The organism is Halorubrum distributum JCM 10118 (genome assembly GCF_000337335.1).
GTDB lineage: Archaea > Halobacteriota > Halobacteria > Halobacteriales > Haloferacaceae > Halorubrum > Halorubrum distributum.
The window spans coordinates 340895-364119 of record NZ_AOJN01000049.1; the positions used below are offsets into that span (position 1 = coordinate 340895).

Annotated in this window: 16 protein-coding genes; 5 read left to right on the top strand and 11 right to left on the bottom strand. The window is 63.2% G+C overall.

Features of this window, described 5'->3' with window-relative positions:
- Positions 1-91 precede the first annotated feature (91 nt).
- Positions 92-1684 (bottom strand): hypothetical protein, encoded by a 1593-nt coding sequence (locus C466_RS10620; RefSeq protein WP_239641214.1) that lies wholly within the window; start codon positions 1682-1684, stop codon positions 92-94.
- Positions 1685-1858: 174 nt separating this feature from the next.
- Positions 1859-3097 carry a CDP-glycerol glycerophosphotransferase family protein gene (locus C466_RS10625; protein WP_275039464.1) on the bottom strand — a complete coding sequence of 413 codons (1239 nt, stop codon included), beginning with the start codon at positions 3095-3097 and terminating at the stop codon, positions 1859-1861.
- A 509-nt stretch (positions 3098-3606) separates the two neighbouring features.
- On the opposite strand from C466_RS10625, the gene C466_RS16130 reads away from it, so the two are divergent.
- Positions 3607-5034 (top strand): flippase, encoded by a 1428-nt coding sequence (locus tag C466_RS16130; RefSeq protein ID WP_004596113.1) that lies wholly within the window; start codon positions 3607-3609, stop codon positions 5032-5034.
- Positions 5035-5042: 8 nt separating this feature from the next.
- On the opposite strand, the gene C466_RS16135 is transcribed toward C466_RS16130, so the two are convergent.
- The 8 genes from C466_RS16135 to C466_RS10660 form a co-directional block, all read right to left on the bottom strand.
- Positions 5043-6224 carry a glycosyltransferase gene (locus C466_RS16135; protein ID WP_080505963.1) on the bottom strand — a complete coding sequence of 394 codons (1182 nt, stop codon included), beginning with the start codon at positions 6222-6224 and terminating at the stop codon, positions 5043-5045.
- 113 nt (positions 6225-6337) lie between these two features.
- Positions 6338-7462, bottom strand: coding sequence for a glycosyltransferase family 4 protein (locus tag C466_RS10630; RefSeq protein WP_152418559.1), 1125 nt, complete (start codon positions 7460-7462; stop codon positions 6338-6340).
- A gap of 92 nt (positions 7463-7554) precedes the next feature.
- Complete coding sequence (locus tag C466_RS10635) at positions 7555-8568, bottom strand: NAD-dependent epimerase/dehydratase family protein (protein WP_004596111.1); 1014 nt, start codon at positions 8566-8568, stop codon at positions 7555-7557.
- A complete protein-coding gene (locus tag C466_RS10640; RefSeq protein WP_004596110.1) occupies positions 8565-9548 on the bottom strand; it encodes an NAD-dependent epimerase/dehydratase family protein in 984 nt (327 codons plus the stop codon). Before C466_RS10640 ends, C466_RS10635 begins: the two co-directional genes overlap by 4 nt.
- Positions 9541-10689, bottom strand: coding sequence for an NAD-dependent epimerase/dehydratase family protein (locus tag C466_RS10645; RefSeq protein WP_004596109.1), 1149 nt, complete (start codon positions 10687-10689; stop codon positions 9541-9543). The genes C466_RS10640 and C466_RS10645 overlap by 8 nt, the downstream gene beginning before the upstream one ends.
- Before the next feature lie 90 nt (positions 10690-10779).
- Positions 10780-11655: a TrmB family transcriptional regulator gene (locus C466_RS10650; RefSeq protein ID WP_004596108.1), complete on the bottom strand. Its 876-nt coding sequence runs from the start codon at positions 11653-11655 to the stop codon at positions 10780-10782.
- 1235 nt (positions 11656-12890) lie between these two features.
- Complete coding sequence (gene glmS, locus C466_RS10655) at positions 12891-14762, bottom strand: glutamine--fructose-6-phosphate transaminase (isomerizing) (protein ID WP_004599791.1); 1872 nt, start codon at positions 14760-14762, stop codon at positions 12891-12893.
- Between the two features lie 2 nt (positions 14763-14764).
- A complete protein-coding gene (locus C466_RS10660; protein WP_080505962.1) occupies positions 14765-15940 on the bottom strand; it encodes a sugar phosphate nucleotidyltransferase in 1176 nt (391 codons plus the stop codon).
- Positions 15941-16031: 91 nt separating this feature from the next.
- Between C466_RS10660 and C466_RS10665 the strand changes: the two genes are divergently transcribed.
- The 3 genes from C466_RS10665 (at position 16032) to C466_RS10675 (ending at position 19680) form a co-directional block, all read left to right on the top strand.
- Positions 16032-16412, top strand: coding sequence for a response regulator transcription factor (locus tag C466_RS10665; protein WP_004596105.1), 381 nt, complete (start codon positions 16032-16034; stop codon positions 16410-16412).
- Between the two features lie 176 nt (positions 16413-16588).
- Positions 16589-17683 (top strand): hypothetical protein, encoded by a 1095-nt coding sequence (locus C466_RS10670; RefSeq protein ID WP_049908350.1) that lies wholly within the window; start codon positions 16589-16591, stop codon positions 17681-17683.
- The gene (locus tag C466_RS10675; protein WP_004596103.1) at positions 17680-19680 is read left to right on the top strand and encodes a glycosyltransferase family 2 protein; all 2001 of its coding nucleotides are present in this window, start codon (positions 17680-17682) and stop codon (positions 19678-19680) included. The genes C466_RS10670 and C466_RS10675 overlap by 4 nt, the downstream gene beginning before the upstream one ends.
- An 11-nt stretch (positions 19681-19691) precedes the next feature.
- Here the strand turns inward: C466_RS10675 and C466_RS10680 are convergent, their stop codons facing one another.
- Complete coding sequence (locus C466_RS10680) at positions 19692-20807, bottom strand: sensor histidine kinase (RefSeq protein ID WP_004596102.1); 1116 nt, start codon at positions 20805-20807, stop codon at positions 19692-19694.
- A 200-nt stretch (positions 20808-21007) separates the two neighbouring features.
- Between C466_RS10680 and C466_RS10685 the strand changes: the two genes are divergently transcribed.
- Entirely contained in the window at positions 21008-23206 is a 2199-nt protein-coding gene (locus C466_RS10685) for a hypothetical protein (RefSeq protein WP_004596101.1), read from the top strand.
- The last annotated feature ends 19 nt before the right edge of the window (positions 23207-23225 follow it).

A 23225-nucleotide genomic window follows, 5' to 3' on the forward strand; every position in this document is an offset into this window, starting at 1 on the left:
CGACAATAACCCCTCACGTCTGTAATGCGATCGCGCTCTCGTGAAGAGATCCTGTAGACACATATAAGATAGTACTCAGAGGCTACACGCGCTAGTCGGTCTGTTTCGTGTCGTTAGGCTCCGTTTGTGTCGTCTCCACTCTATACGTGTCTAGTTTTGAGAGCAGTTCACTGATGTGGGAGTTGTGTGCGAAGTTATCGGTCACATGGACACAGGTCGCGTACGTGTACTCGGGGTGGATCTGTTGAATCTCCTTCCGGAGATCCAACTTCAGATCGTAGGTTCGCCGAGAGAGTCTTTCGGCACTTTTTTTCTGGAAATCTGGGTCCGGAAGTCGAAAACTCAGTACTCGGATGCGCGGCTCGTACTTCTGTAGTTCGTGGATTTTCTTGTCGCGGACCCACTTCTCGTTTCGCTTGTCGACGCTGTAAATATCTCTGATGATCTTCGCCAGTTTTCCGTCTAACCGGTAATCTGTTGAATCAATGACAGATCCCCGATCTCTGGCGAGCCGTTCGATCTCGTCAAAGTACTCCTGAGCGGCAGGCCAGAGAAACAGATAAAACGCAGTGCCACATTCCTTTAGGAGTTGTTCGCGTCGTTGTGTGATCACAGCCGATCCGGTGTCATCAAATGTTTCGGAAACCCACTCGTCGGTTCGTGGCTGTAACGGCTCCCCTCGGCTTCGCTCTATCGGCACGTCGAGCGATGTAGCTTCGCCCGGTAATCGGTCCCCGTACTCAACTATCAGATCGGCCAGTTGCTGGACGCCTGCTAGGATTTTTCCGGACTCCGAAAGGTGTACCGTCTCGGTTTCGGCTTCGGTCAACAGTCGCTTCGGGTCTGCCAATTCAGTGCCCTCCTGGGCGAGCACACTGACGACAAGATCGTTTCGCTCGAACATTCCCGCTTGAGTGAACTGATCGTTGAGTATCGCCGGCAAGGCGCGGAAGCTCTCTTGAGAGAAAGTCGCTCCAATAGTGTGCTTCGTATCGTCGCGGACGTTGCGATTCAGCTCACCTAGGCGAGAGAAAGCCGCTCCAATCATATATTTTGTATGGGATAGAGGTTCCATCGGCAGCCGTCGTATGAGGAATTTTATTGTCTTCACAAACGTCATTGATCCCCCTTCCTCTCGCAACAGATTGATGCCCTGTTTGAACAGAGAAACCAAAGCGGCTCCGTTACTGTTCGATGGTCGTTCCCAGATCGGCACGAGTCGGACGTATTCCCAGCTCCAGTCCTCACTCCCCACGTATCCAGAGTCGGTTATCAACTCGATGTCATCGATATCTTTTGGGCGGCGGATAGCGGCCTTGAACCCGAGAGCAACTTCGAGACGGATGACTTTGTACCCGTCGACGGTGACATGTAAGTCACCGTGGATCAGCTCCGAATCGTCAAAGCCGACCACATCGTAGCGGTCAGGTCTGCTCAGATCGATATTCCCGCTCAGCACCATGTGCCCGTCGTCGTCGACCCTACAATCTGACCGACGCTTCGCTAGTGCTTCGATCTTCTTTCGTGCCGCTGGCGTCGCCACGAAGTCCAGATCTCCATTCTCCCGAATCCCGTAGACCGCCAGCGGCGCGCTGCCCGTCAGACAGACTTCACTTCTGTCAACCCCGGCCGCAGAAAGGATCTCCGAAAATTCGTCGATAAAATTTAGATCATCAATATTCATATTGGAAAATTAGGTGTGGCTGATAAGTAAATCCACCGATTCACACTGATCACTGTAAGGTCTTAACTTGATAACACGCAGTCGTGCGATCATGTCCGTAATGTCCTACAGGAATCCGAATCAGACGGTTAGCTGCTCGTCCGGTTTGTATCGACGGCAAATATAGATGCTCTCCTACAAGACGACTTCTGCGAGTCGTTCGGCGGATCTCCCGTCCCGATGAGTAAAGAATTCTGTGAGGACACTCGACTCTGGTTCAGAATCTCGTTGGATCGACCGCAGTCGTTCGAGCAACTCCGCCTGGTTTGTGACACGGTTACCTACAGTGATTCGGTCGTAGTCTTCGTGTACACCCCGTTCTTCCTCGTATTGTTCTCTGTCGAACGTGTAAAACAGGACCGGTTTGCCGGTGACAGAGAAGTCGAATCCGATCGAGGAGTAGTCGGTGACGAGGACATCAAGTCGGTCCAGAAAAGGATACACGTCTCCGTAGGCTGGTAACTCGTAGATGTGCTTCGACTCCGGATAATCGACGGTGACTTGCCGATGGGGACGGATCAGGATTGCGATATTCTCCGACTGTAAGTATTCTTCGAATTCGCCAGATTCGAACGGACTGATCGAACCCTGTAACCGAAAAGTTGGAAAAAAGCCAACCACGAAGTCGTATTCTGTAACCGCATCGAACGTTTGTTCCATTTCCTCCGGAACACCGATCCTCTCGCCCTTAATTTCACGCAGTATCACATCATTCCGGGGGAATCCAGTTTCGACTGGCTCACCGCTGTCGATACCAGCCTTGTTACACTCGACCCCGTAATTAACGCTTTCAGTGTACTTCCGGCAATGCTCTAGGTCGCGCTCGGAGTTCGTCACAACGTAATCATACTGCTGTGTCCGCCGCCACAGTGCCGATTCGAACAACCCAACGTCTCTTTTTGGCGGTGACTTGAGCGGGATTCCATGACGGAGTTGATATCTGGTTGCCCCGGCTGTGTACGCCCATTTGTACTCTCTCATCGTCCCATCGAAGAAGACATGGCCGGCCCGAAGTAGTTGTAATCGCCCGCTAAGACTAGTAGCGTTATAAGCTTCGTAGCCACGATTTTGGAGATCCGTCTGTAGCTCAGGGTTTTCGGTTAGCCAGATCGGCCGAACGGCTTCGCCGTGCTCCTTATTCATGTATAGGAACATATATTTAGTGTTGTCGGAGAAATCGGTGCGTGCGACGTTGGCGAACACCAGGCGGGAGTCGTCCCGACCGACGATATGCGTCAGACCCAAAGTAATGTAAAATAGGGTCGCATTATAAAACAGGAGCAGGTAGGGAAAGAAATGGTTCAACCCGATTAGAGTCAATTCGAGCAAACCTTCCGTACGGACAATTTCGCGTGCTTCCGAAAGATATCTCATAGTTTTGTTACAGCTATTTGAAATTCAAAACAATTTATCTCATCCCATCTATCCATACCTAAAATTATAATCTCTGTTCACTTAAAGTCTCATATTCATACGTTTCAGCAGTTGTTGGGTGAACGAAGGTCTACATTTAATCGAGGGATAGCGGCAGATCGCTTTGTGACATCAAACGAGGTGACGCGGGATAGCAGGGATTATGACATGGTGGGCGTATAGAGTAGTTAGTACGACTCTTCTGGCTGATTAGTGGTTCTACAGGTTCGATAGGAGTTCCCAGAGATGAGGCAATGACAGTATAGTGCGTCTACCACTATCATGACAGATTTAGGCACTTCCACAGGTCTTTGTTGAATAGCGTCTTCTAAGCTGGGCAGGAGTGTTATCTGCTTGACTACAACACGACTCAAACTTCGCCCGACTATACAATCACTGTTATTCAACAGTACACTCAACGGCTAACAAAAACCAAATCACTAGTACTGGGAGCAGCATTTTAGTATCTGATGGACTTTCGGAAAATTCTGAGTGATGCCGGATTCTCTGCGGTGGGTCGATTTGTAGCAACAGTCCGAGGTTTTGCGTTTGTGCCTGTCATCACGAAGATCATCGGAACGGACAGCTATGGCCTCTGGGTCACTGCTATCGCGGTTGCCGGGATTGCTTCACACGTTGGTGGAATGTACATCTACAGCAGCTTGATACGATATCTTCCCTCAGACGGTGAACAGGTATTCAGCGACACACTGGTGCTCACGCTGCTTGCGTCGTGTACGACAACTGGAGTGTTACTAATCGGCGGCGCAGTCGGTGACAATTTCTTCGCCGAAGCAGCGTTGTTAGAGGTTGCGTTTGTTCCTATTGCTATCTACGCAGGTGCTGATGTTTTACTTGTATTTCTCAACAACTATCTCCGAGCCCGTCAGAAGGTCAAACACTTCGAGGTAGTTACGACCTTAGAACTGGCAGTGGAGACGGTTGTTGTGCTCAGTTTGCTTCTGTATACGGGAGATCTCGCAGCCGGTTTTTGGGGTCTTGCCGCGACGACAATAGCATACGATATGTTGTTACTGGGAGTTTTCTTGTGGAATCGACCTCCGCTACCGAACCCGCAGAATTTCGATCAGTATCTCAGTTACAGTATTCCTATGATTCCGAAGGGGTTTGGAGGGAAGATGGTGAGTCATGCCGATAAGTTCCTTATTATTTACTTTCTTGGAGCGACTTCTGCAGGAACCTATGCCGTCGCTTACGGCGTTAGCGGAATACTCACAAGTCTTTCAGGGGTATTCAATTCGACGCTCTTTCCCAACGTCTCTTCAGCTTGGGCGAAAAATGATTTGGATCAAATTTCCGTACTCTACGAGAGGCTCCTACGGTGGTTCACTGTGCTTTTAATCCCCGCAGCGACTGGAATCACGTTCCTCGCAAGTGAGGTCCTTAGAGTTATATCGACCGCAGAAGTCGTCAACAGCGGCACGATTCTGGTGCCGCTACTCCTGATTGGATTCTCCTTCCAAGCTGCTGAGATTCCGCTGGGACATGTTCTCAGTGCTGCCGAGGAAACCAAACTTCTCAGTTACATTACGCTGATCACTGCGGCTATCAATGTTATCGCAAACCTCGTACTTATTCCGACCGTCGGCCTCCCCGGTGCTGCTATTGCGACAACCATAGCATTTCTCATCCGGACGGTGTGGACCTATCGATGTGTAACCGACTACGTCGATATTACCGTCGAAATTGTTCCGGTCCTGAAATCTGTTATCGCGACTGGTTGTATGGTAGCGATATTGTTTGTTGCCCCTCTCACACAGCCTGAGTGGCGACTGATTGTCTATCCACTTATTGGTGTCATAGCGTTTGGATGCGTATTCGTCGTAATCGGTGGATTGGAACAAAGAGACTGGGACGCGATCAATCAGTTCGTCTGATCATATAGCTAATATTTCGTGAAGAGTGTCCCAAGGCTATCCCGACAGCGGGACGCAGTGAGGGATTTCGTCGCAATCTGAGCTCGTATTCTCGACCAGTCTATCTGATGAGCCCTATCGACAACATGTCTGTACTCTGTTTCAAACTCGGATTGGCTAAGAGAAGCCATTTCATCCAATACCGTTGCGGCCGCCGACGCGTTAGGTTCGAGGAACCGCCCACACTCGCCTGCCATGAAGCGCATTCCCGGAAGATCTGACATCATCGGAATTGTCCCCGTAGCTAGGTAGTCACCTACCTTTATCGGAGTAGCGAATCGCCAATCCGGACGGGAAGGGAGCAACGCGAAACCGACGTGTGCGTTCCGCGCAATCTCCAAGGCATCAGAATGGTTCAATCGACCGTGGAACGTTAAGAGCGAATCGACGCCGAGTTCTGTTGCCCGAGAAGCAGTTCTCTCGTAATCGTCCCCTACAACATTGACATGTACGTCTGCGTCAGTCTGTACAAGCGCCTCGAGGAGGACGGTGCCTCCACGGTCAAGTTGAGGGCTTCCAATCCAAACAAGCTTGAGAGGATCTAACGGAGGGAAAAAAGGGTTTGTTTGTTCAACCGAAGATCCGTTAGAAATAAACTCCTTGCGGAAACCGTACCTGAACGGCGTATCTGGAGAACTTGAGTGAATCCCGAGGTCTGCTCGCTGAAGCACCGATTCAAGGACTCGAGAAGATATGTTGTGGTGACTCCTCGGGGCATTGAATCGATACTGTGCTGGAGCGTCATAGATGTCTACGACCCACGTTATTTTTGAAAGTGTAGAAGCGCAGAAACCAGCGAGCGCAGATTCGTAGTGAAATGTGGTCACGAACGGGTCACCATTCCCGAGTCTCTCCCGAGCGATCTGGCAGGCCGACTGTACTTTCTCTCTGAATGAACCACCTACGTGTTCCGTACGTGTAGCTAAAGTCTGTAATCGGGTTGGAGGAGTATTGTGAGTTATAAGTGTAAAGTCCTCCACTGCTTGGGCCAGTGCCATCACATGTTGGTATCTGGCCGTCGCCCATACGTTAGGAATCGTCGGAAAGTACGCAACGGCCGCCTCGCTAGGATTCCCCATCGTGTTGTGACTCTCCTCGCTATGGTCGGGGAGATACAGATCTGACGTGGGTGGATCGCCGTTTTTACTCATATATCACCACCCACATGACCAAGGATATAGCGTTTCGCACTTGGGATTTCATAAAGAAGCCGACGTAAGCCACACTGCCCTACTTGATGACGTCCCGAATCGCTTGGTCCGTGTCACTCACCGCACTCGCTACTGACAATCGTTTCGAGGAATTGTTCGTACCGCTCGTACATCGTTTCCCAACTACACGACTCGACGACAGCGCGACGACCGTTGTCGCCGAGTCGAGTACGGAGAGCAGCGTCAGAACTCAGTTCGTTGATAGCCGTCGCGAGTTGCTCTGGCGAACGCGGGTCAACGAGTAGCCCAGTTTCTCCGTCCTCGACTACTTCAGGAAGGCCACCGACTCGCGTCGCGATAAGAGGAGTCGCTGTCGCCTGCGCTTCGAGGACGACCCGAGGAAGTCCCTCAGTGTGCGATGGCAACACCAGCGCGTCTATCCGACGGTAAAATGCTGGAATCTGCTCGTACGGAACGGCACCCAAAAACGTAGCCTGGTCTCTGAACGCCCGTTCCAACTGGGTTCGCTCGGGCCCATCACCGGCGATGACGACATGACACTCAGTTGTGACATCGTCGAGAGCGGCAGCGAGATCATCTAAGCCTTTGTACGGCTGAAGACCGCCGACGAACCCGAGAAGGAGCCGATCGCTCGATGTATCGAACTGTTCCTGATATCGCTCGTCGAGTTCGACCGGAATGCTGTCCGGATTGAACCGGTCCGTGTCGACGGCGTTTCGCACGTCGAATATTTGATCGCGATGAATACCTAGCTGTACCAGCTCATCGGCAATATCAGTACAAACAACGAAGTAACCGTGGTGTGGCGCCTTCAGCCGAGCAACCATCGACTTACGCCCGATTTGATCAGAAAGTCCACTCCCTGCTCCTCTTGGACTTGATCCGACGTGAACGACGTGTGGAACGTTCAGTCTACGGGCGGCAAGCACACCAGGAAGATACGTTTTTCGTGTCTTAGACACGATGACATCCGCGCCGATCGCGTCACCGACGGAAGTAGCACGTCGGAGCGCTCGTACCGGATCGATGAGAAACCGAGATCGCGGCGCGATCGAGTGTTGGTACTTCCTTTCTGAGTTGTTGTTCCAATCGATGAGATGTACGTCATGTCCGCGGTCTCGGAGGCCTTCGACGACGTTACGGACGTGAATCTGTCCTCCTCTCACCATTGTGCCGGAGAAGGTAATCGGCTCCTCAGTGAGATAGAGGACACGCATACTTCACAGACGTTGGGTCAATGGTAAATAAATCGCGCTTCTGGTCGAGAGCTTACGACCGAGAGACTACGACGGACACGAGCGATTTGGGTTTATAAGGAAAACAGCCTGCGTACCGACTCTGTCACTCTCTCTCGGGGCGACCATTCCAACTGATCGTTTGCTTCCGAAATGTCCACACCGAATTCTTTGACCATCGTCTCCCCGGCTCGCGGATTCGCTACCAACTCGATGTCCACCTCTGACTCTCCCTTCTCGCGCGCTGTCCGTTGAACGATCTCCGCGACTTCCATCACGCTCATATCGTCGTCACTCGCAATTTCATACGTCTCCGTCCCCGTCTCACCGTTCGAAACCTGCTCCATCAACCGCTCCGCGCTCCGCACGTACGCCCGCGCCACGTCCTCCACGTGAATGAAGTTCCGCGCCTGCGTCCCGGGCTCGTACACCGTCAGCGTCTCGCCGGCGAGCGCTCGGTTCACGAAGAAGTTGATCACGGTCGGCTTGCCAACCTCCGTCCCGTCGACGACGTGTTCGCCATAGAGGTTTGACTTCAGGAAGAGATGCGCCGGGAACGCGCCGTCCGCGAACGTCTCAATCGCACGCTCACCCAGTAACTTCGTCCGCCCGTACCAGTTGAGGGGATCCCGCGGCTGGTCGGCGGTGATAGGGAATTCCTCGGGGTCGCCCAACACGGCCATACTGAACGGGAACCCAAGCGCGGCGCCCGTCTTCCGACAGAACCACGCCACGTTGTTCGTCCCGGTGACGTTCACCTCGTAGGCCAGATCCGGATTCTCGCCGCAGTCGTCGACGCCGCTTATCGCTGCGAGGTGACACACCACGTCCGCGCCTTCGAGCGCGTCCTCCAGCCGGGTACGGTTTCGGATGTCGACGTGCTTGATGTCGACGTCGCCAATCGAGTCCACCTGCCCGCGGTACTGGTTGTCGATCGCGATGAGCTCCCAGTCGGGGTACGCCTCCTGGAACTCCACGACTACGCGGCTCCCGATATAACCGGCCGCTCCTGTGACCGCGATCGTCGGCGTCTCAATTGTCCTGCCGCTGCTCGCTCCGTCCGTCTCGGTCTCTGTCGTCTCGGTCATGCCTGGGTCGCCTCCGTACCGGTCAGCTCATTCGCGATATCCCGAATGCCCTCGCGCAGCGTCCAGTCCGTCTCGAAGCCGGTTTCGGCCAGCCGGTCGAAGTTCACGTGATACGAGGGGCCGGGCTGTTCGTCCTCTAGATACGTCACATCCAAGTCACGGTCCAGTTCTTCGCGGACGATCTCCGCGATTTCGCTGATCCGGTAGTTCCCGTCGTTCGAGCCGACGTTGTACACGCGCTGGGGCCACGCGTCGGGATCCAACGCGGCGTCGAGGTACGCCCGCGCGGCATCGCGCACGTGGATGAACGGCCGCCAGTTCGACCCGTCGCCGTACACCGTCAGTGGGCGGTCCGTCAGCCCGCGGAAGACAAAGTGGTTCACCACGAGATTGAACCGGATCCCCAGCGACCAGCCGTAGTTCGTGCTCATCCGGAGCGCGGTCGCGTCGAAGTCGTAGGTGTCGACCGCCTCGTCGAGCAGGCGCTCGCAGGCCACCTTCGACTCGGCGTACGGATTGAGAGGATTCTGCTCGGTCGTTTCGTCGATATCGCGGCTCGCCGCGCGGCCGTAGTTGTTACACGAGGAGGCGACGACGACGCTGTCGACGTCGAACTTCCCCGCGGCCGTGAGCACGTTCTCGGTGCCGTCGCGGTTGACCGCGAACGTCTCCTCGCGTCGGTCATGCGTCGACGCGGCGCCGGTGATCGCTGCGAGGTGGATCACGGCGTCGACGCCGCGAGTCGCGCTCTCGACGGCGCCGTAGTCGCGGACGTCGCCCCGGCGGAAGTCGAGCCGGTCGCCGACGCAGCCGGCGAGGTGCGCGGGCGAGCCCGCCGCAAGCGAGTCGAGGACAACCACTTTGCTCACACGGGCGTCGTCGAGCAGCCGCGGGACGAGCGCGCTGCCGATGTACCCGCAGCCGCCCGTAACGAGGACCCGTTGGCCGTCGGTGGCAGCGTGGTCTCCCGACTCACTCATCGGTCAACACGCCGGGCAGGAACCGGTCCTCGTGGGCGGCGATCCGGTCCCGCTCTTCGACGAGCGTGCCGAGCACGTCGCGGATGCCCGCCTCCAGCTCCTGCCGCTGCCCGCCGACGAGATCGAGGAACCGCTCGTTTTCCATTTCCATCTTGTGCTCTTCGTCCTCGTTGCGCGGATTCTCGTAGTGTTTCACCTCGGCGTCGAGGTCGAACTCGTCACCCACCTCGGCGATCGTCTCCGCGAGCTCGACGATGGCGACCGGGCGGGTGACCTGGTTGTAGATGTCGATCCCGTCATCACCGGAGTGGCCTTCCTCGACGAGCCGGACGAGACTCTCGACGGTGTCTTCGAGGCTCACCATCGGCTTGCGCTGTTCGCCTTTGCCATACACCGTGATCGGATACCCCGCAACGACCTGCGCGCAGAACCGGTTGACGACCGTGCCGAAGTAGTAGTCGAAGTCGAACCGCGTCGGACTCTCATGGGCGCGGGTCTCGTCGGTTTCGGTACCGTAGACAATCGCTGTCCGCACCTCGCTCATCGGGAAGTCGAACTGGGACTCGGCGAGCCGCATGTTCGCTGCGTCGAACGACTTGGTCTGGTGGTACCAGCTACCGCCCATCGCCGGGAACGGCACCTCATCAGAGCCACCCTTGCGTTCGACCTCGAGCCCGCCTTCCGGGATCGGGAAGTGCGGTGCGCCGTAGATGCCTGTGGTCGTCGTCTCGATGAAGTGAGTGTCCGACAGGCCCGTCTCATGGAGCCCGTGGAGCAGGTTCAGCGTCATCGAGACGTTGTTGCGCTGGGTGTACAGCGCGCGCTCGCCGTTGATCGACGAGTAGGGCGCGCTGGGCTGGGCGGCCGCGTGGAGCACCGTGTCGGGCTCGTGGGTCTCCAGCAGTTGGAGCACGAAGTCGCGGTCGGCGAGGTCGCCCTCGACGAGGCTGAGGTTCTCCACGCGCTCGAAGCGCTCATCGGGGTCCTCGATCCGCGTCGCGGAGACGCTGCCGGACTCGGCGACCCAGTCGCGCCGCGAGAAGTCGTCGACGCAGACGATTCGCTCATCGAGGCGGTCCGCCAGACGCAGCGCGGTCGGCCAGCCGAGGTAGCCGTCAGCACCGGTGAGTAAGACGGTCATCGTTACTCGGTAGTCGAGTAACTACGAGTAAATGCTTTCCGGTTGATCCTGTCCGGTGATAACGCCGCGTTCGAAATCCAGGTGTTCGCCTTACTCCGCGGTGGAATCGCCACCTGATGGGTCCGGGTCGGCGAGGACACTTTCGTGACGCCACAGCAGGTCGAAGTACTGCCACATCCCCGCGACGAACGACGGGTTCTCGGTGACCGCGGCCTGCCGGTGATGGTTCGGCACCTCCTCCTGCTCGACCATGAGTAACCCTTGGCCCGACTCGTAGGAGAGGCTCGGGTCGACGAACGTCCCGCGCCACGGCAGCACGCGGTCGCTGACGCGGACGGAAACCGACGGGAACTCCTCGGCGAGCAGTTCGCGAATCTCGGCCTGCCGTTGCCGGTTTTCCGGCGACAGCGAGTCGGGGTGAAGGAGGAGCACGTCGACGACGACGCCGCGGCCGACCGCGTCTCGGATTGCGGGCCGGACGGCGTCGATGTACCCGAAGCTCTTCGAGAGCACGTACACCGCCTCCTCCGCCTCGCGAAACAGCCGGCGCGTCTCACGCTCACTCGGCTCGCCTACGTCGACCACGTGGAACAGGTCCTCCGTCGGGCTGAGTTCGTTGACGCCGCGGTCGCGGACCGGCGCGTACTCGTCGACAAACGCCTCCTCGACGGCTTCGACGTCCTCACGGAACCGCTCGTAGGCGTGCCGGCGGTTCTCGACCGCCCGCTCGGCGATCGCGGCCGGCTCGTGCGGCTCGTACCGCTTCGGGCGGCCCGGTATCACCTTCACGTACCCCGCCTCCGAGAGCGCATCGAGGACGCCGTAGATCCGCGCCTTCGGGATCCCAGTGGCCTCGGCGAGGTCGGGGGCCGTCGTCCGCCCCAACAGCAGCAGTTCCTCTAGGGCGTCGGCTTCGTACTCGGTCAGATCGAGCAACGAGAAGAGATCCTCGGCGGACTCGGACATAGGGGTTGGTCCTCGTTCGCTCCGTAAGTACGTACTGGTGGTGTCGGAACAGTTATTAGGTGGGCGCCATTACAGTTACTCAGAACATGAGTAACTCCGATGCTGCTGACGACGCCCACCTCGCCGATGTCCCGGACGGCGCGGGCTGTACGGAGATCTGGGAGCGACTCTCTGAAGGCCGCGACGAGGAGCCAGACGACGAGTAGCCTCGTATAGCGGGTGACGACCGTCTGGGGCGCTTAGCCACTAGATGGGGAGTCAACATCTGTTGCTGGTCGGTCGTTGTGCGGCGCCCCCGTGTTGATACCGATAGGATAGGTTCGAATCTACAACACATCTCGGATTCTGTGTGGTGTTTCCTCCGGACGACACGCACGTACCCGCGTGAACGCTGGTTGCGACCCAGTGTCCAAGGAGAGATACCTGTCGACTGGGCTAATTGAGTACCCATAGAGCGAGCCCCGTCTTGCTTCAGCGAGTAATTAGTGATTTTTCCCGCGAGATTCTCGTTCCTACGGGAATTCGGTCGATCTTCACCCACTCTCCCGGCCGCAGTAACTCCTGTTCAAACGAGTGTAACACCCGGCTTTCGCTGGTCGCCGTCCGACAGGCCTACCGGTAGCGAGACTCGATCATCAGGTCTCGACGCTTGGCACCACAAATCGGCAGCCGGCAGTAGTCCGCTGGCGGCGTAGCCGCGTATCCCCGCTGGTTGGTGCTTCGCAGGTGTTCCTGATATCTCAGATGGTTGAGTTCACAGATCGACCGGAACACCCCCAGTGTTTCCGGGGTGTTCCGTCAGAACGCGATCTTCGTTCTCGATCGCTGAGAGGTCGCACGCGGCACACGGTGGGCCACGGCCAACTCCAGTGTGGCCGCGTTGTGCGGTACCGCGCCGGGGCACAGCCGGAGTCACTGTCGGAAGCGTTCGGTCTCACGCTGCTTCTGGGGAACCCGAGTTGGTCGTTAGTCGGTGTTTCACTGGTTTTACACCGAACTACTGCGGCGGGATAACCAGTGAAACCTTGGGGCCTCCCAGGTTGCCCGCCACTCATTCCGATCGATGGTCCGGAACCGATACCTGTCGGCAGGAGCGGGTGCTATTAATCCAAACTGATTGACGGCAGGAACCGCCAATCAAGGGAGAATAATCCGGATTTACCCCTGCTTCCATTCGATGTCGGGTAAACAAGCGCCAAGCTTGCCTGGCAACTCACAATCGGTGGCTCTCGCCGCTACTCCACCGTCACGCTCTTCGCGAGGTTCCGCGGCTTGTCGATCGACCGGTCCTTGTCGTTGGCCACGTGGTACGCGAACAGCTGGAGGTAGACGTTCGCGACCAGCGGCTCGACGAGCCCCACGTCCGGAACCGGCAGCGACACGTCGAGCGTGCCGTATTCCTCGCCCGCAGACACGCAGCCGATCGCGGGCGCGCCGCGGGTCTGCGCCTCGGTCACGTTGTTCATCGTCTCGTCGGCGCGCGCGCCGTCGGTCAGCACGGCCAACACAGGCGTGTCGGGCGTCACCAACGCGAGCGGGCCGTGTTTCAGCTCGCCGGCGGCGAACCCCTCGGCGTGGTCGTAGGAGATCTCCTTGAGCTTCAACGCACCCTCCAGCGCCACCGGCACGCCGAGCTGCCGGCCGACGAAGAAGAACGCCTCGCTGTCGCCGTACTCGGTCGCAGCCTCGCGCACCTTCGGTTCCGCGTCGAGCACCTGTTGGACCGCGCCGGGGAGATCGCGGAGCCCTTCCAGGACGGGTCGCGCGTCGGCGGCCCCCAGCGCGCCGCGCTCGCGGCCGATCGCCACCGCGAGCATCGTCAGCGTCGCCACCTGCGAGGCGAACGTCTTCGTCGCCGCGACGCCGATCTCGGGGCCAGCGCGGATAAACGCGGTGTCGTCCACCTCGCGCGTGACGGTGCTACCGAGGGTGTTCGTCACGGCGAACGTGCGCGCGCCGGCGGCGTTCGCGCGCCGGACCGCGCCAAGCGTGTCCGCGGTCTCGCCGCTCTGGGTGACGGCGACGACCAGCGTTCGGTCCGGGCTGCGGCCGGCGCCGAACTCGTACTCGCTGGCGATCTCGACGGTCGCGCGGACGCCAGAGAGTTCCTCGAACAGCTGCGCGGCGTACCGCCCCGCGTAGTTGGAGGTGCCGCAGGCGACGATCTGGATCTCTTCGAGATCGGCGAGAAAGCCCGGCGGGAACGAGACGTCGAGGTCGACGTCGCCCCCATCCACGTCAAGTCGCCCCGCGATGGTCTGACGCAAGGCCTCGGGCTGCTCGTGAATCTCCTTGCGCATGTAGTGCTCGTAGCCGCCCTTTTCGGCGGCGTCGGCTTCCCACGTCACCGTCTCGACGCCACGATCGACGAGGTCGCCGTCGGCGTATATCTCGACGCCGTCGGCCGACAGCGCCGCCACGTCGCCGTCTTCGAGGTAGGTCACGTCGCGGGTGTGCTCGAGGAAGGCCGTCACGTCGCTGGCGACGAACGTCGCGTCGTCGTCGCGGCCCAACACGAGTGGGCTCCCGCGGCGCGCGACGACGATTTCGTCTTCCCCTTCGCGGACCGCGCAGATCGCGTAGCTCCCCTCCAAGCGGACCTCGACGGCGCGGACTGCGTTGAGGAGGTCGCCCTCGCCGCGCTGCGCAGCGAGTTCCTCCTCAATCAGATGCGGGATGACCTCCGTGTCGGTGTCGCTGGTGAACTCGTGGTCAGCCAGCTCGCGTTTGAGCGCCTCGTGGTTCTCCACGATCCCGTTGTGAACGACTGCGACGTCGCCGGCGCAGTCCGTGTGCGGGTGGGCGTTCGCGTCGGTCGGCGGCCCGTGCGTGCTCCAGCGCGTATGGCCGACCCCGAGCGTCGCGTCGGGCACGTCGGGCACGGTGAGGTTGTCGACCTCGCCGGACCGCTTCGCAACGGTGAGCCCGCTCGTTTCGCCGACGAGCGCGACGCCCGCTGAGTCGTAGCCGCGGTACTCCAGGTTGCGGAGCCCCTCGTGGACGATATCGCCCACGCTGGCGACGCCGCCGTTGCCGGCAGCGGCACCCGCATCGTCATCCTCATCCAGGGTGATTCCATCGCCGATGTAGCCGGTGATCCCACACATGGTTACCCCCTCCGCACGACCGCACCCGACTCGACGCGGCCGTCGAGCACGACCCCCGCGTCGGCGTCGACATCGTCGCCGACGACCGCGCCGTCGGTGAGCGTCGATCCCGCGCCGACGGCAGCGTTGTCGCCGACCACGCCGGCGAGTTCGACGCCGTGGTGGACCGCGTCGCCAACGACGACCGTCGCCGGCCCGCCCGCGATCGTCGCGTTCGGGCCGATCCGCGCGTTGCCGGCGACGATCGCGTCCCGGACGACCGCGCCCGCGCCGATCACGGCGTCGGGGAAGACGACAGCGTTCTCGACCACCGCGCCCGCCTCGACCGTCGCGTTGCTGCCGAGCGAGGTGCTGCCCCCGAGTGTGACGTTCGGCCCGACGCGCACGTTGCCCGCGAGCGCCACGTCGTCGGCGACCGTCACCGAGTCGCCGAGGGTAGGACCGTCCGGATCTAACGCCTCGGACTCTCCGATCAGCCCTGCGTTGACGGTCAGTAGGTCCCAGAGGTTCGACACGTCGAGCCAGCGCCCGTCGTAGCGGACCGCCGACAGCGTCTCGTCCGCGGCGAGCTCGTTGAGCGTCGCCGTGATCGCCAGCTCGCCGGTCGCGTGCGTCTCGCGGATCGCGTCGAACACGTCCGTGGAGAGGCCGTACACGCCGGCGTTGATCTGGTTGGTCTCGACCGGTCCCTCCGGCTTCTCGTCGATGGCCGTCACGCGGTCGCCGTCGAGCGTGACGACGCCGTACTCGCGCGGAGTCGCCGCGGACGTGACCGCCATCGCGGGGAGGTCGCCGTCGAGCGCCCGGTCGCGCATCTGGGTGACGACCGACGGCTCGACGATCCGGTCGCCGTTGAGCACGACGAACGGGCCGTCGACGACCGGCTCGGCCTGGAGGACGGCGTGGCCGGTCCCGAGCTGCGTGGTCTGTTCGACGTACTCGATCGTGACGCCCCAGTCGTCGCCGTCGCCGAAGTGGTTCCGGATGCGCTCCTGCTCGTAGCCGACGACGAGGACGATCCGGTCAATCGCCGTCGCCGTGACGGCCTCAACGACGTGTTCGAGCAGGGGGCGGTTCGCCACGGGGACCATCGGTTTCGGGCGTCGATTTGTCAGCGGCGCCAACCGCCGTCCCTCACCCGCGGCGAGGATCACCGCGGTTACGGAGTCCGTAGTCATATCGTACCCGTGTCCCGCCCGGGTGTTAAATCGCTCGCGCAGTGGCGAGCCGTTGGAGAAGAGTAAAGTATCGAACGTGTCTACGGTGACCATGTCGAAATCGGCCGTCATCGCGGACGACGACGAGACGATCCGGTCGATCCTCCAGTACAAGCTGTCGAACGCGGGCTACGACCTGACGGTGTGTCACGACGGCGAGGAGTGTCGACAGGCGCTGAACGAGGACGCGGCGGCCCCCGACGTCGTGGTCCTCGACGTGATGATGCCCCGGATGAAGGGCACGCAGGTGCTGCGGGCGATCCGGCGCGGCGAGCTCGCCGTCGCCCCCGACGTTCCGGTCGTGATGCTCACCTCGCGCGGACAGGAGGCCGACGTGTTGGAGGGGCTCGACTCCGGCGCCGACGAGTACCTCACGAAGCCGTTCAGTCCGAACGAACTGCTGGTCCGCATCGACCGACTGGTCGGGGAGTGAGCGTGCCGCTCGCGTTCCAGACCGCGGCGGCGTCGGTTTATGTCCCGGCCACCGATGCCCAGTCGCGGGCGCTCGCGCTTGCCGTCGTCGTGCTCGGTTCGCTGCTGGTCGCGGCGGCGGTCATCACCCTCGGTTACTCGGCGTTCGCGGCCCGCCGGCGCCGGCGCCGAGAGCCGATGCGCGCCGAGCTGCGGTCCGAGCTGCTCGACCGGCTCTACGGGCGCGGGGATCCGGCGTGGGACGAGTGGGTCGCCGGCCGCTCCGCGGCCGAACGCGACGAGCTGGAGTCGGTCCTCGACGTGTACCTCCGCGAGCTCGACGGCCGCGACGCCGCGACGCTGGCCGGGCTCGGGCGGGCGCTCGGCCTCGCCGAGCGGTCGCGCCGCCACGTCGCCGAGGGCGACTACTGGGCCCGGAGCCACGCGCTGGTCTGGCTCGCGCTGCTCCGCGACGCCCCCGACCGCGACCTGCTCCGAGCGCACTGTACCGAGACGCCGCGCGAGCGCGCCGCGGCCGCCCGCGTGCTGTACGCGGCCGGGACGGACGACTGCGCGACGACCGGCGTCGACCTGCTGCTCCGCGACGACCCCGTGCCGTTCTCGGTGTTCGGCGTCGACACGCTGTACCGCGTCGCCGAGCGCGACCCGGGCCCGTTCTTCGACCGGGCGGCCGCCGACTTCGCGACGTGGCCGCCAGCGCTCCAGCGACAGGTGTTGCTTGTCGTCCGTCACCTCACCACCGTGGTCGGGGGCGCCGACCTCTCGTGGGTCGTCGCGGCGCTGTCGAGCCCGGACTCGAGCGTGCGGGCGGCCGCGTGGCGGGCGCTCGGCGCGTACGGCTGGAACCGGCGGCTCCGCGACGCGGTCGATCTTGAGGCGATCCCCGACGAGCCGGCGCCGGCGGTCCGCGCCGACGCCTATCGGGCGCTCGGCGTGTGGGGCGACGCGCCAGCGCTCGCGGCGGTGGAAGCGGCCGGGACGGTCGACCCGGACACGCGGGCGCAGGTCACCGCCGCCGAGACGCTGGTCGCCCAGCGCGGGCCGGGGGCCGTGCCCGCGACGAGCGACTCCCCGGGTTCCGCCGACCGAGCGGCGGACGCGACGGCTGGTCCCGCCGACGAGACGACCGCCGCCGCGCCGGCGGCCCCCGCTCGGGAGGCGGCCCCCTTCGATGTCGCGTGGGCGTGGGCGGCCGAACACGCCCGCTTCGACCGGCTGGCGCGCGACATCTCGCAGGACCGCGAGCGGCTGTACGACGAGGTGCGCGGATGACGACGCTCGAGAGTGTCGGGACCACGCTGGTCGTCGGGTCGGGCGTCTTCATCGTCACGTACTACCTGCTGATCAACGCCGGCTACCTGCTGATTCACGTCCTCGCGCTGTTCCAGCTCCGCGACAGCGTCCGCGAGTCGTCGTGGGACCCCTCGTTCCGCGCCTTCGACAGCCCGTTCTACCCCGGCGTGGCGATGGTCGTGCCCGCGTACAACGAGGCAGCCAACATCGTCGAGAGCGTGCGCTCGATGCTCGCGCTCAACTACCCCGACCAGGAGATCGTCGTCGTCAACGACGGGTCGTCGGACGCCACCCTCGACCGGCTCGAAGAGGCGTTCGGGCTGCGCCCCGTCGACGCCGAGGTCCCGTACGACGTGCCCTCGGAGCCGATACGCGGCGTGTACCGCTCGGCGACCCACGAGAACCTGCTGGTCGTCGACAAGGAGAACGGGGGCAAAAGCGACGCGCTCAACGCAGGGATCTGGCTCACCGACAAGGAGCTGTTCTGCGCGGTCGACGCCGACACCGTGATCGACCGCGACGCGCTGCTGGACGTCGTCGTGCCGTTCCTTGAAGACCCCTCGCGGACGGTCGCCAGTGGCGGGACCATCCGGGTGGCCAACGAGTGCGTCATCCAAGACGGACAGGTGAAAGAGATCAACCTCCCGAAGACCGGCCTCGCGGGGGTCCAGGTGATGGAGTACCTGCGTGCGTTCTACTCGGGCCGGCTGGGGCTCGCCCGGCTCAAGGGGCTGATCCTCATCTCGGGCGCGTTCGGCGTATTCCGGACGGACCGCGTCCGCGAGATCGGCGGCTACCGTCACGACACGATCACGGAGGACTTCGACGTGGTCGTCCGCCTCCACGAGCACCTCTCGGACAACGACGTCGACTACCGGATCGAGTTCGTCCCCGAGCCCGTCGCGTGGACGGAGGTGCCGGAGTCGCTCCGGTCGCTGGGCCGCCAGCGGCGCCGCTGGTACCGCGGGATGCTGGAGACGGTGATCGCCAGTCGCGGCCTCTTCTTCCGCCGGCGCTACGGCCGCGTCGGCACGGTCGTGCTCCCGTTCTTCACCGCCGCGGAGGCGCTCGGCCCGCTCATCGAGGGGTTCGGCTACGTCCTGCTCCCGCTCGGGTGGTACCTCGGCATCCTCAACGTCGAGTTCTTCCTCACCTTCCTGCTGCTCACCGTAGGCGTCGGCGTCTTCCTCTCGTGGTTCGGCGTGTTCAGCGAGGTGTGGAGCTACAACCGCTACGAGTCGCCGTGGGACGTCGTTAGGCTGCTTTGGTACGGCATCTTGGAGAACTTCGGCTACCGTCAGTGGAAGACGATCGTGGCCTGGCACGGGCTGATCGAGTTCCTCCGCGGCGAGCAGTCGTGGGGCGTGATGGAGCGACGCGGCTTCGGGGACGGGGAGTCCGAGAGCCCGGCGGTGGGCGCGGCCGCTGCGGCCGGCGGCGTGGCGGCGGGCAGCGGAGACGCGCCCGTGACGACGACAGGTGGCGAGACGGACGCCGCCGACGCGGGCGCGGCCGCCCACGACGACGGGGACGACGGCGGCTTCGTCTGGGTGGACTGGCTCGCCGACGAGCCCGGGACCGACGGGCTCCGGTGGCTCGACCGAATCGCGAGCGACGGGCAGCCCGGCGCGTTCGCGTCCGTCGCGGACCTGACCGTCGGCGTCGGCGAGGGCGGGTTCGTCTGGACGGCCGACTTCTCGGCCGGCGGCGGCGACGGGGGGTTCGTCTGGGTGACCGATCCCGCGCTCGGCGCGGGCGAGGGGGGTTACGTCCTCGCGGCCGCGGACGACGGGAGCGTGCGGCTCGCCGCGACGACGGACTTCTCGGAGGGCCTCGGCGACGGCGGCTTCGTCTGGACGACCGACCCGACGCTCGGTACGGGCGACGGCGGGTTAGTGTGGGTCCGCGACGCCGCGGCCGGCGCCGGCGACGGGGGGTTCGTCTGGGTGATCGACGCGGCCGACCCCGCCGAGTAGTCCACCGGCAATCAGTCCGCGGCCAGCGCCTCGTGGACCGGCTCCGCGGCGTTGACGTCGCTCACCGCGAAGCGGGTCCCCTCGTCGCTGCTGTCGACGGCGAGGTCCCAGCCGTGGCCCGAGATCACGCGCTCGACCACGAGGAGGCCGAGCCCGAACGACTTGATGTTCTCCGCGTCGGCCGCGGTGAGGGCGTGTTCCACGTCCGTCGGGAGCCCCGGCCCGTCGTCCGCGACCGCGAAGCCGCCCTCGTCGCCGGTGACCGTCACCGCGACGTCCGGGCCGCCGTGTTCGACGCAGTTACGGAAGAGGTTCTCGAAGAGCCGCTGAAGCCGCATCTCGTCGGCGAGGACGGTCGTCCCCGTCGCGATGTCGACGGACAGCGTCGCGTCGCGCGTCCGCACCGTGTCCCAGGCGTTCCGGACGACTCCATCGAGGTCCACCCGCGTCCGCTCGCCGACGTCCGTCCCCTCCTTCGCCAGCATGAGGCACTCGGCGATCATCGACTCCATCCGGTCGAGCGCGCCCCGGACGCGATCGAGGAACTCGGCCGCCTGCCCGCTGACGTGGTCCTGTGCGAGCTCCGTGAACCCGATCGCCCCCGACAGTGGGTTTCGGAGGTCGTGGGCGACGATGCCGGCGAACTCGTCGAGCCGCTCGTTCTGCTCGCGGAGTTCGGCGTAGTGCTTCTGCCGTTCGAGCTCGCTGCCCACCCACTCCGCGAGCACCGCGACGAAGTCGCGCTCAGACTCCGTGATCGGGTCGTTGCGCGGCTCCGCGTCGGAGAAGCAGAGCGTCCCGTACGTCTCGCCGTCGATGTCGACTGCGGCGCCGACGTAGCAGTGGAGCCCGGTCGTCTCCAGCGCGTCGTCGTCGCGGTACTCGCTGTCGCGCGCGTCAGCGAAGCCGAGCGGCTCGCCGCTCTCGACGACGTGGCGACACCACGTCCCGTTGAGGTCGACGACGCCCCTCCGGGCGTAGGGGCCGCTCTGGATGTTCGTCTCGACCACCTCGTACCGGCCGTCGCCGGTGTACGAGAGCACGCCGTTGTCGACGCCGAGGTACTCCCGGCCGACGTCGATCGCCTTCCGAATGCGCTCTTCGGCCGAGAGGTCGGTCGCGGTCAACTCCAGCAGGCTCTTGAATGGATCAGCGGGGACCGTATGCGATGACATGGTGAGCAAGCAGGTCGTTACCGACGGTAGGTGCGCCCGTCTGATAAAAGCGCGAGTTCGGTTCGACGGCCGCCCCGTCGGAGAAGTAGGCTTAACCATCTCCCACCGTAGGTGAGACTGTGCGCAGACGCCGTTTCCTGGGCCGCGTCGGGGTGGCGGGGGCGGTCGGCACCGCCGGCTGCGGCCTCCGCGACGACGCCAACGGGTCGGGAGGCGACGGTCCCTCCCGGCAGTTCCGCATCGGCGACGACGGCTTCGAGGTCGCGGTCGACGGCGGCGGCTTCGAGCCCCTGTCGGTCCGCGGCGTGAACCTCGGAATGGCCAAGCCCGGGCGGTTCCCGGGCGAGGCGGCGATCACCCGCGCGGAGTACGACCGCTGGCTGGAACTGATGGGCGAACTGAACGTCAACGTCGTCCGCGTGTACACCGTCCACCCCCCGGCGTTTTACCGGGCGCTCGCGGCGTACAACCGCTCGCACGCGGAGCCGATATACGTCCTCCACGGCAACTGGATCGGCGAGGAGACCCTCCGCGAGGCGGGCGACGCGACCTCGCTGTCGGCGGCCTTCGACCGCTCGATCCGACAGGTCGTCGACGCGGTCCACGGCGCGACGACCGTCAAGCCGGAGCCCGGCTACGCGAGCGGGACGTACGACGCGGACGTGAGCGACGCCGTCCTCGGGTACATCGCCGGCATCGAGTGGCCGCCGGCGGTCGTCGCGGAGACGGACCGGGTGAACGCGCCGGGCGGCTACGACGGCGAGTTCCTCGCCGCGCCCGCCGGCTCCCCGTTCGAGGCGTGGCTCGCCGCCCGCCTCGACGCGGTCGTCGCGTACGAGGCCGACGAGTACGACGCACAACGGCCCGCGGCGTTCACGAACTGGGTGACGACCGACCCGCTCGAACACCCGTACGAGCCGTTCCCGAACGAGGACGCGGTCTCCGTCGACCCCGACGCCGTCGCCGCGACGGACGCGTACGACGCCGGGACCTTCGCCGCCTACCACGTCTATCCGTACTACCCGCCGCTGTTGAACGAGACGCCCGAGTACGTGGACTACGAGGACCACCGCGGCGAGCCGAACAGCTACGCGGGCTACCTGAACGACCTCGTCGGGGCGACCGACCACCCGCTGCTCGTCGCGGAGTTCGGCGTCCCCGCGTCCCGCGGGATCGCGCAACGAGACGTCCACGGCCGCGACCAGGGACACCTCACCGAAACCGAGCAGGGCGAGATCCTCGCCGCGATGTACGCGGACATCCGCGAGGCCGGGACTGCGGGCGGCGTCGTCTTCAGCTGGCACGACGAGTGGTTCAAGCGGACGTGGAACCTCGCGCCCTTCTCGGACCCGAACCGGCGGCCGTTCTGGTCGAACGTCCAGACGCCGGAACAGCGGTTCGGGCTGCTCGCGTTCGACCCGGCCGATGCGGTGCCGCTGGACGGATCGCCCGAGGCGTGGGCGGACGCGACCGCCGCGACGCCCGAGCGCGACCCGCTCCGGCTCGGCGACGGCGCCGACCCGGCGCGCGAACTGACCGCGGTCCGCGCGACGAGCGACGCGGCGTACCTCAACGTCCGGCTCGAGTTCGTGGAGCTGGACGGCGAGCCGGACTGGGACGCGACCAACTACCTCATCTCGCTCGGGACCACCGGCTCAGACGCGCGGGCGCTCCCGTACGGGGTCGGCGGGGCGGCGCCCGCCGACTTCGTCGTCCGACTCGGCGGCCCCGACGACTCGCGGATGACGGTGTACCCCCGCTACGACGCCTTCGCGTTCGAGTACGGCGCCGAGGCCGGCCTTGACCTCGACCGGTACCGAGATCCCGACCCCGGCGACTTCACCCCGCTCCGGCTGGTGATCAACCGCGGGTACACCGTGCCGGTGACGGACGAGTACGTCCCCTTCGAGTCGGTGGAAACCGGGCGGCTGCGCTACGGGAACGGGAACCCCGAGTCGCCAGAATACGACTCGCTCGCCGACGTCCACGTCGCCCCGTCGAGCGACGCGATCGAGCTCCGAATCCCATGGGGGCTGCTCAACGTGGCCGACCCGAGCCGTCGGCGGCGACTCGCCGACCTCTGGACCGACGGGCTCGACACCTACGAGACGATCGAGTCGATCGACGTCGCCGCGGCCTCGTACGTCCCCGCGGATGCCGAGGGGACGGCACGGCCGCTCGACGCCCCCACGAACCTCACGCACGCGGTCCCGGGCGTCGCGGACGGCGCGCTGTCTTCTCGCGCGTTCGAGCCGCCGACGTGGGACCGCCCGGCGTACAGCGAGCGGCTCAAGGAGTCGGCAGACGCGGTCGCCGACGTCTTCGATCGGTACGCGCGGCGAGAGGAGTGAGCCCGCCCCCGCGTCGACC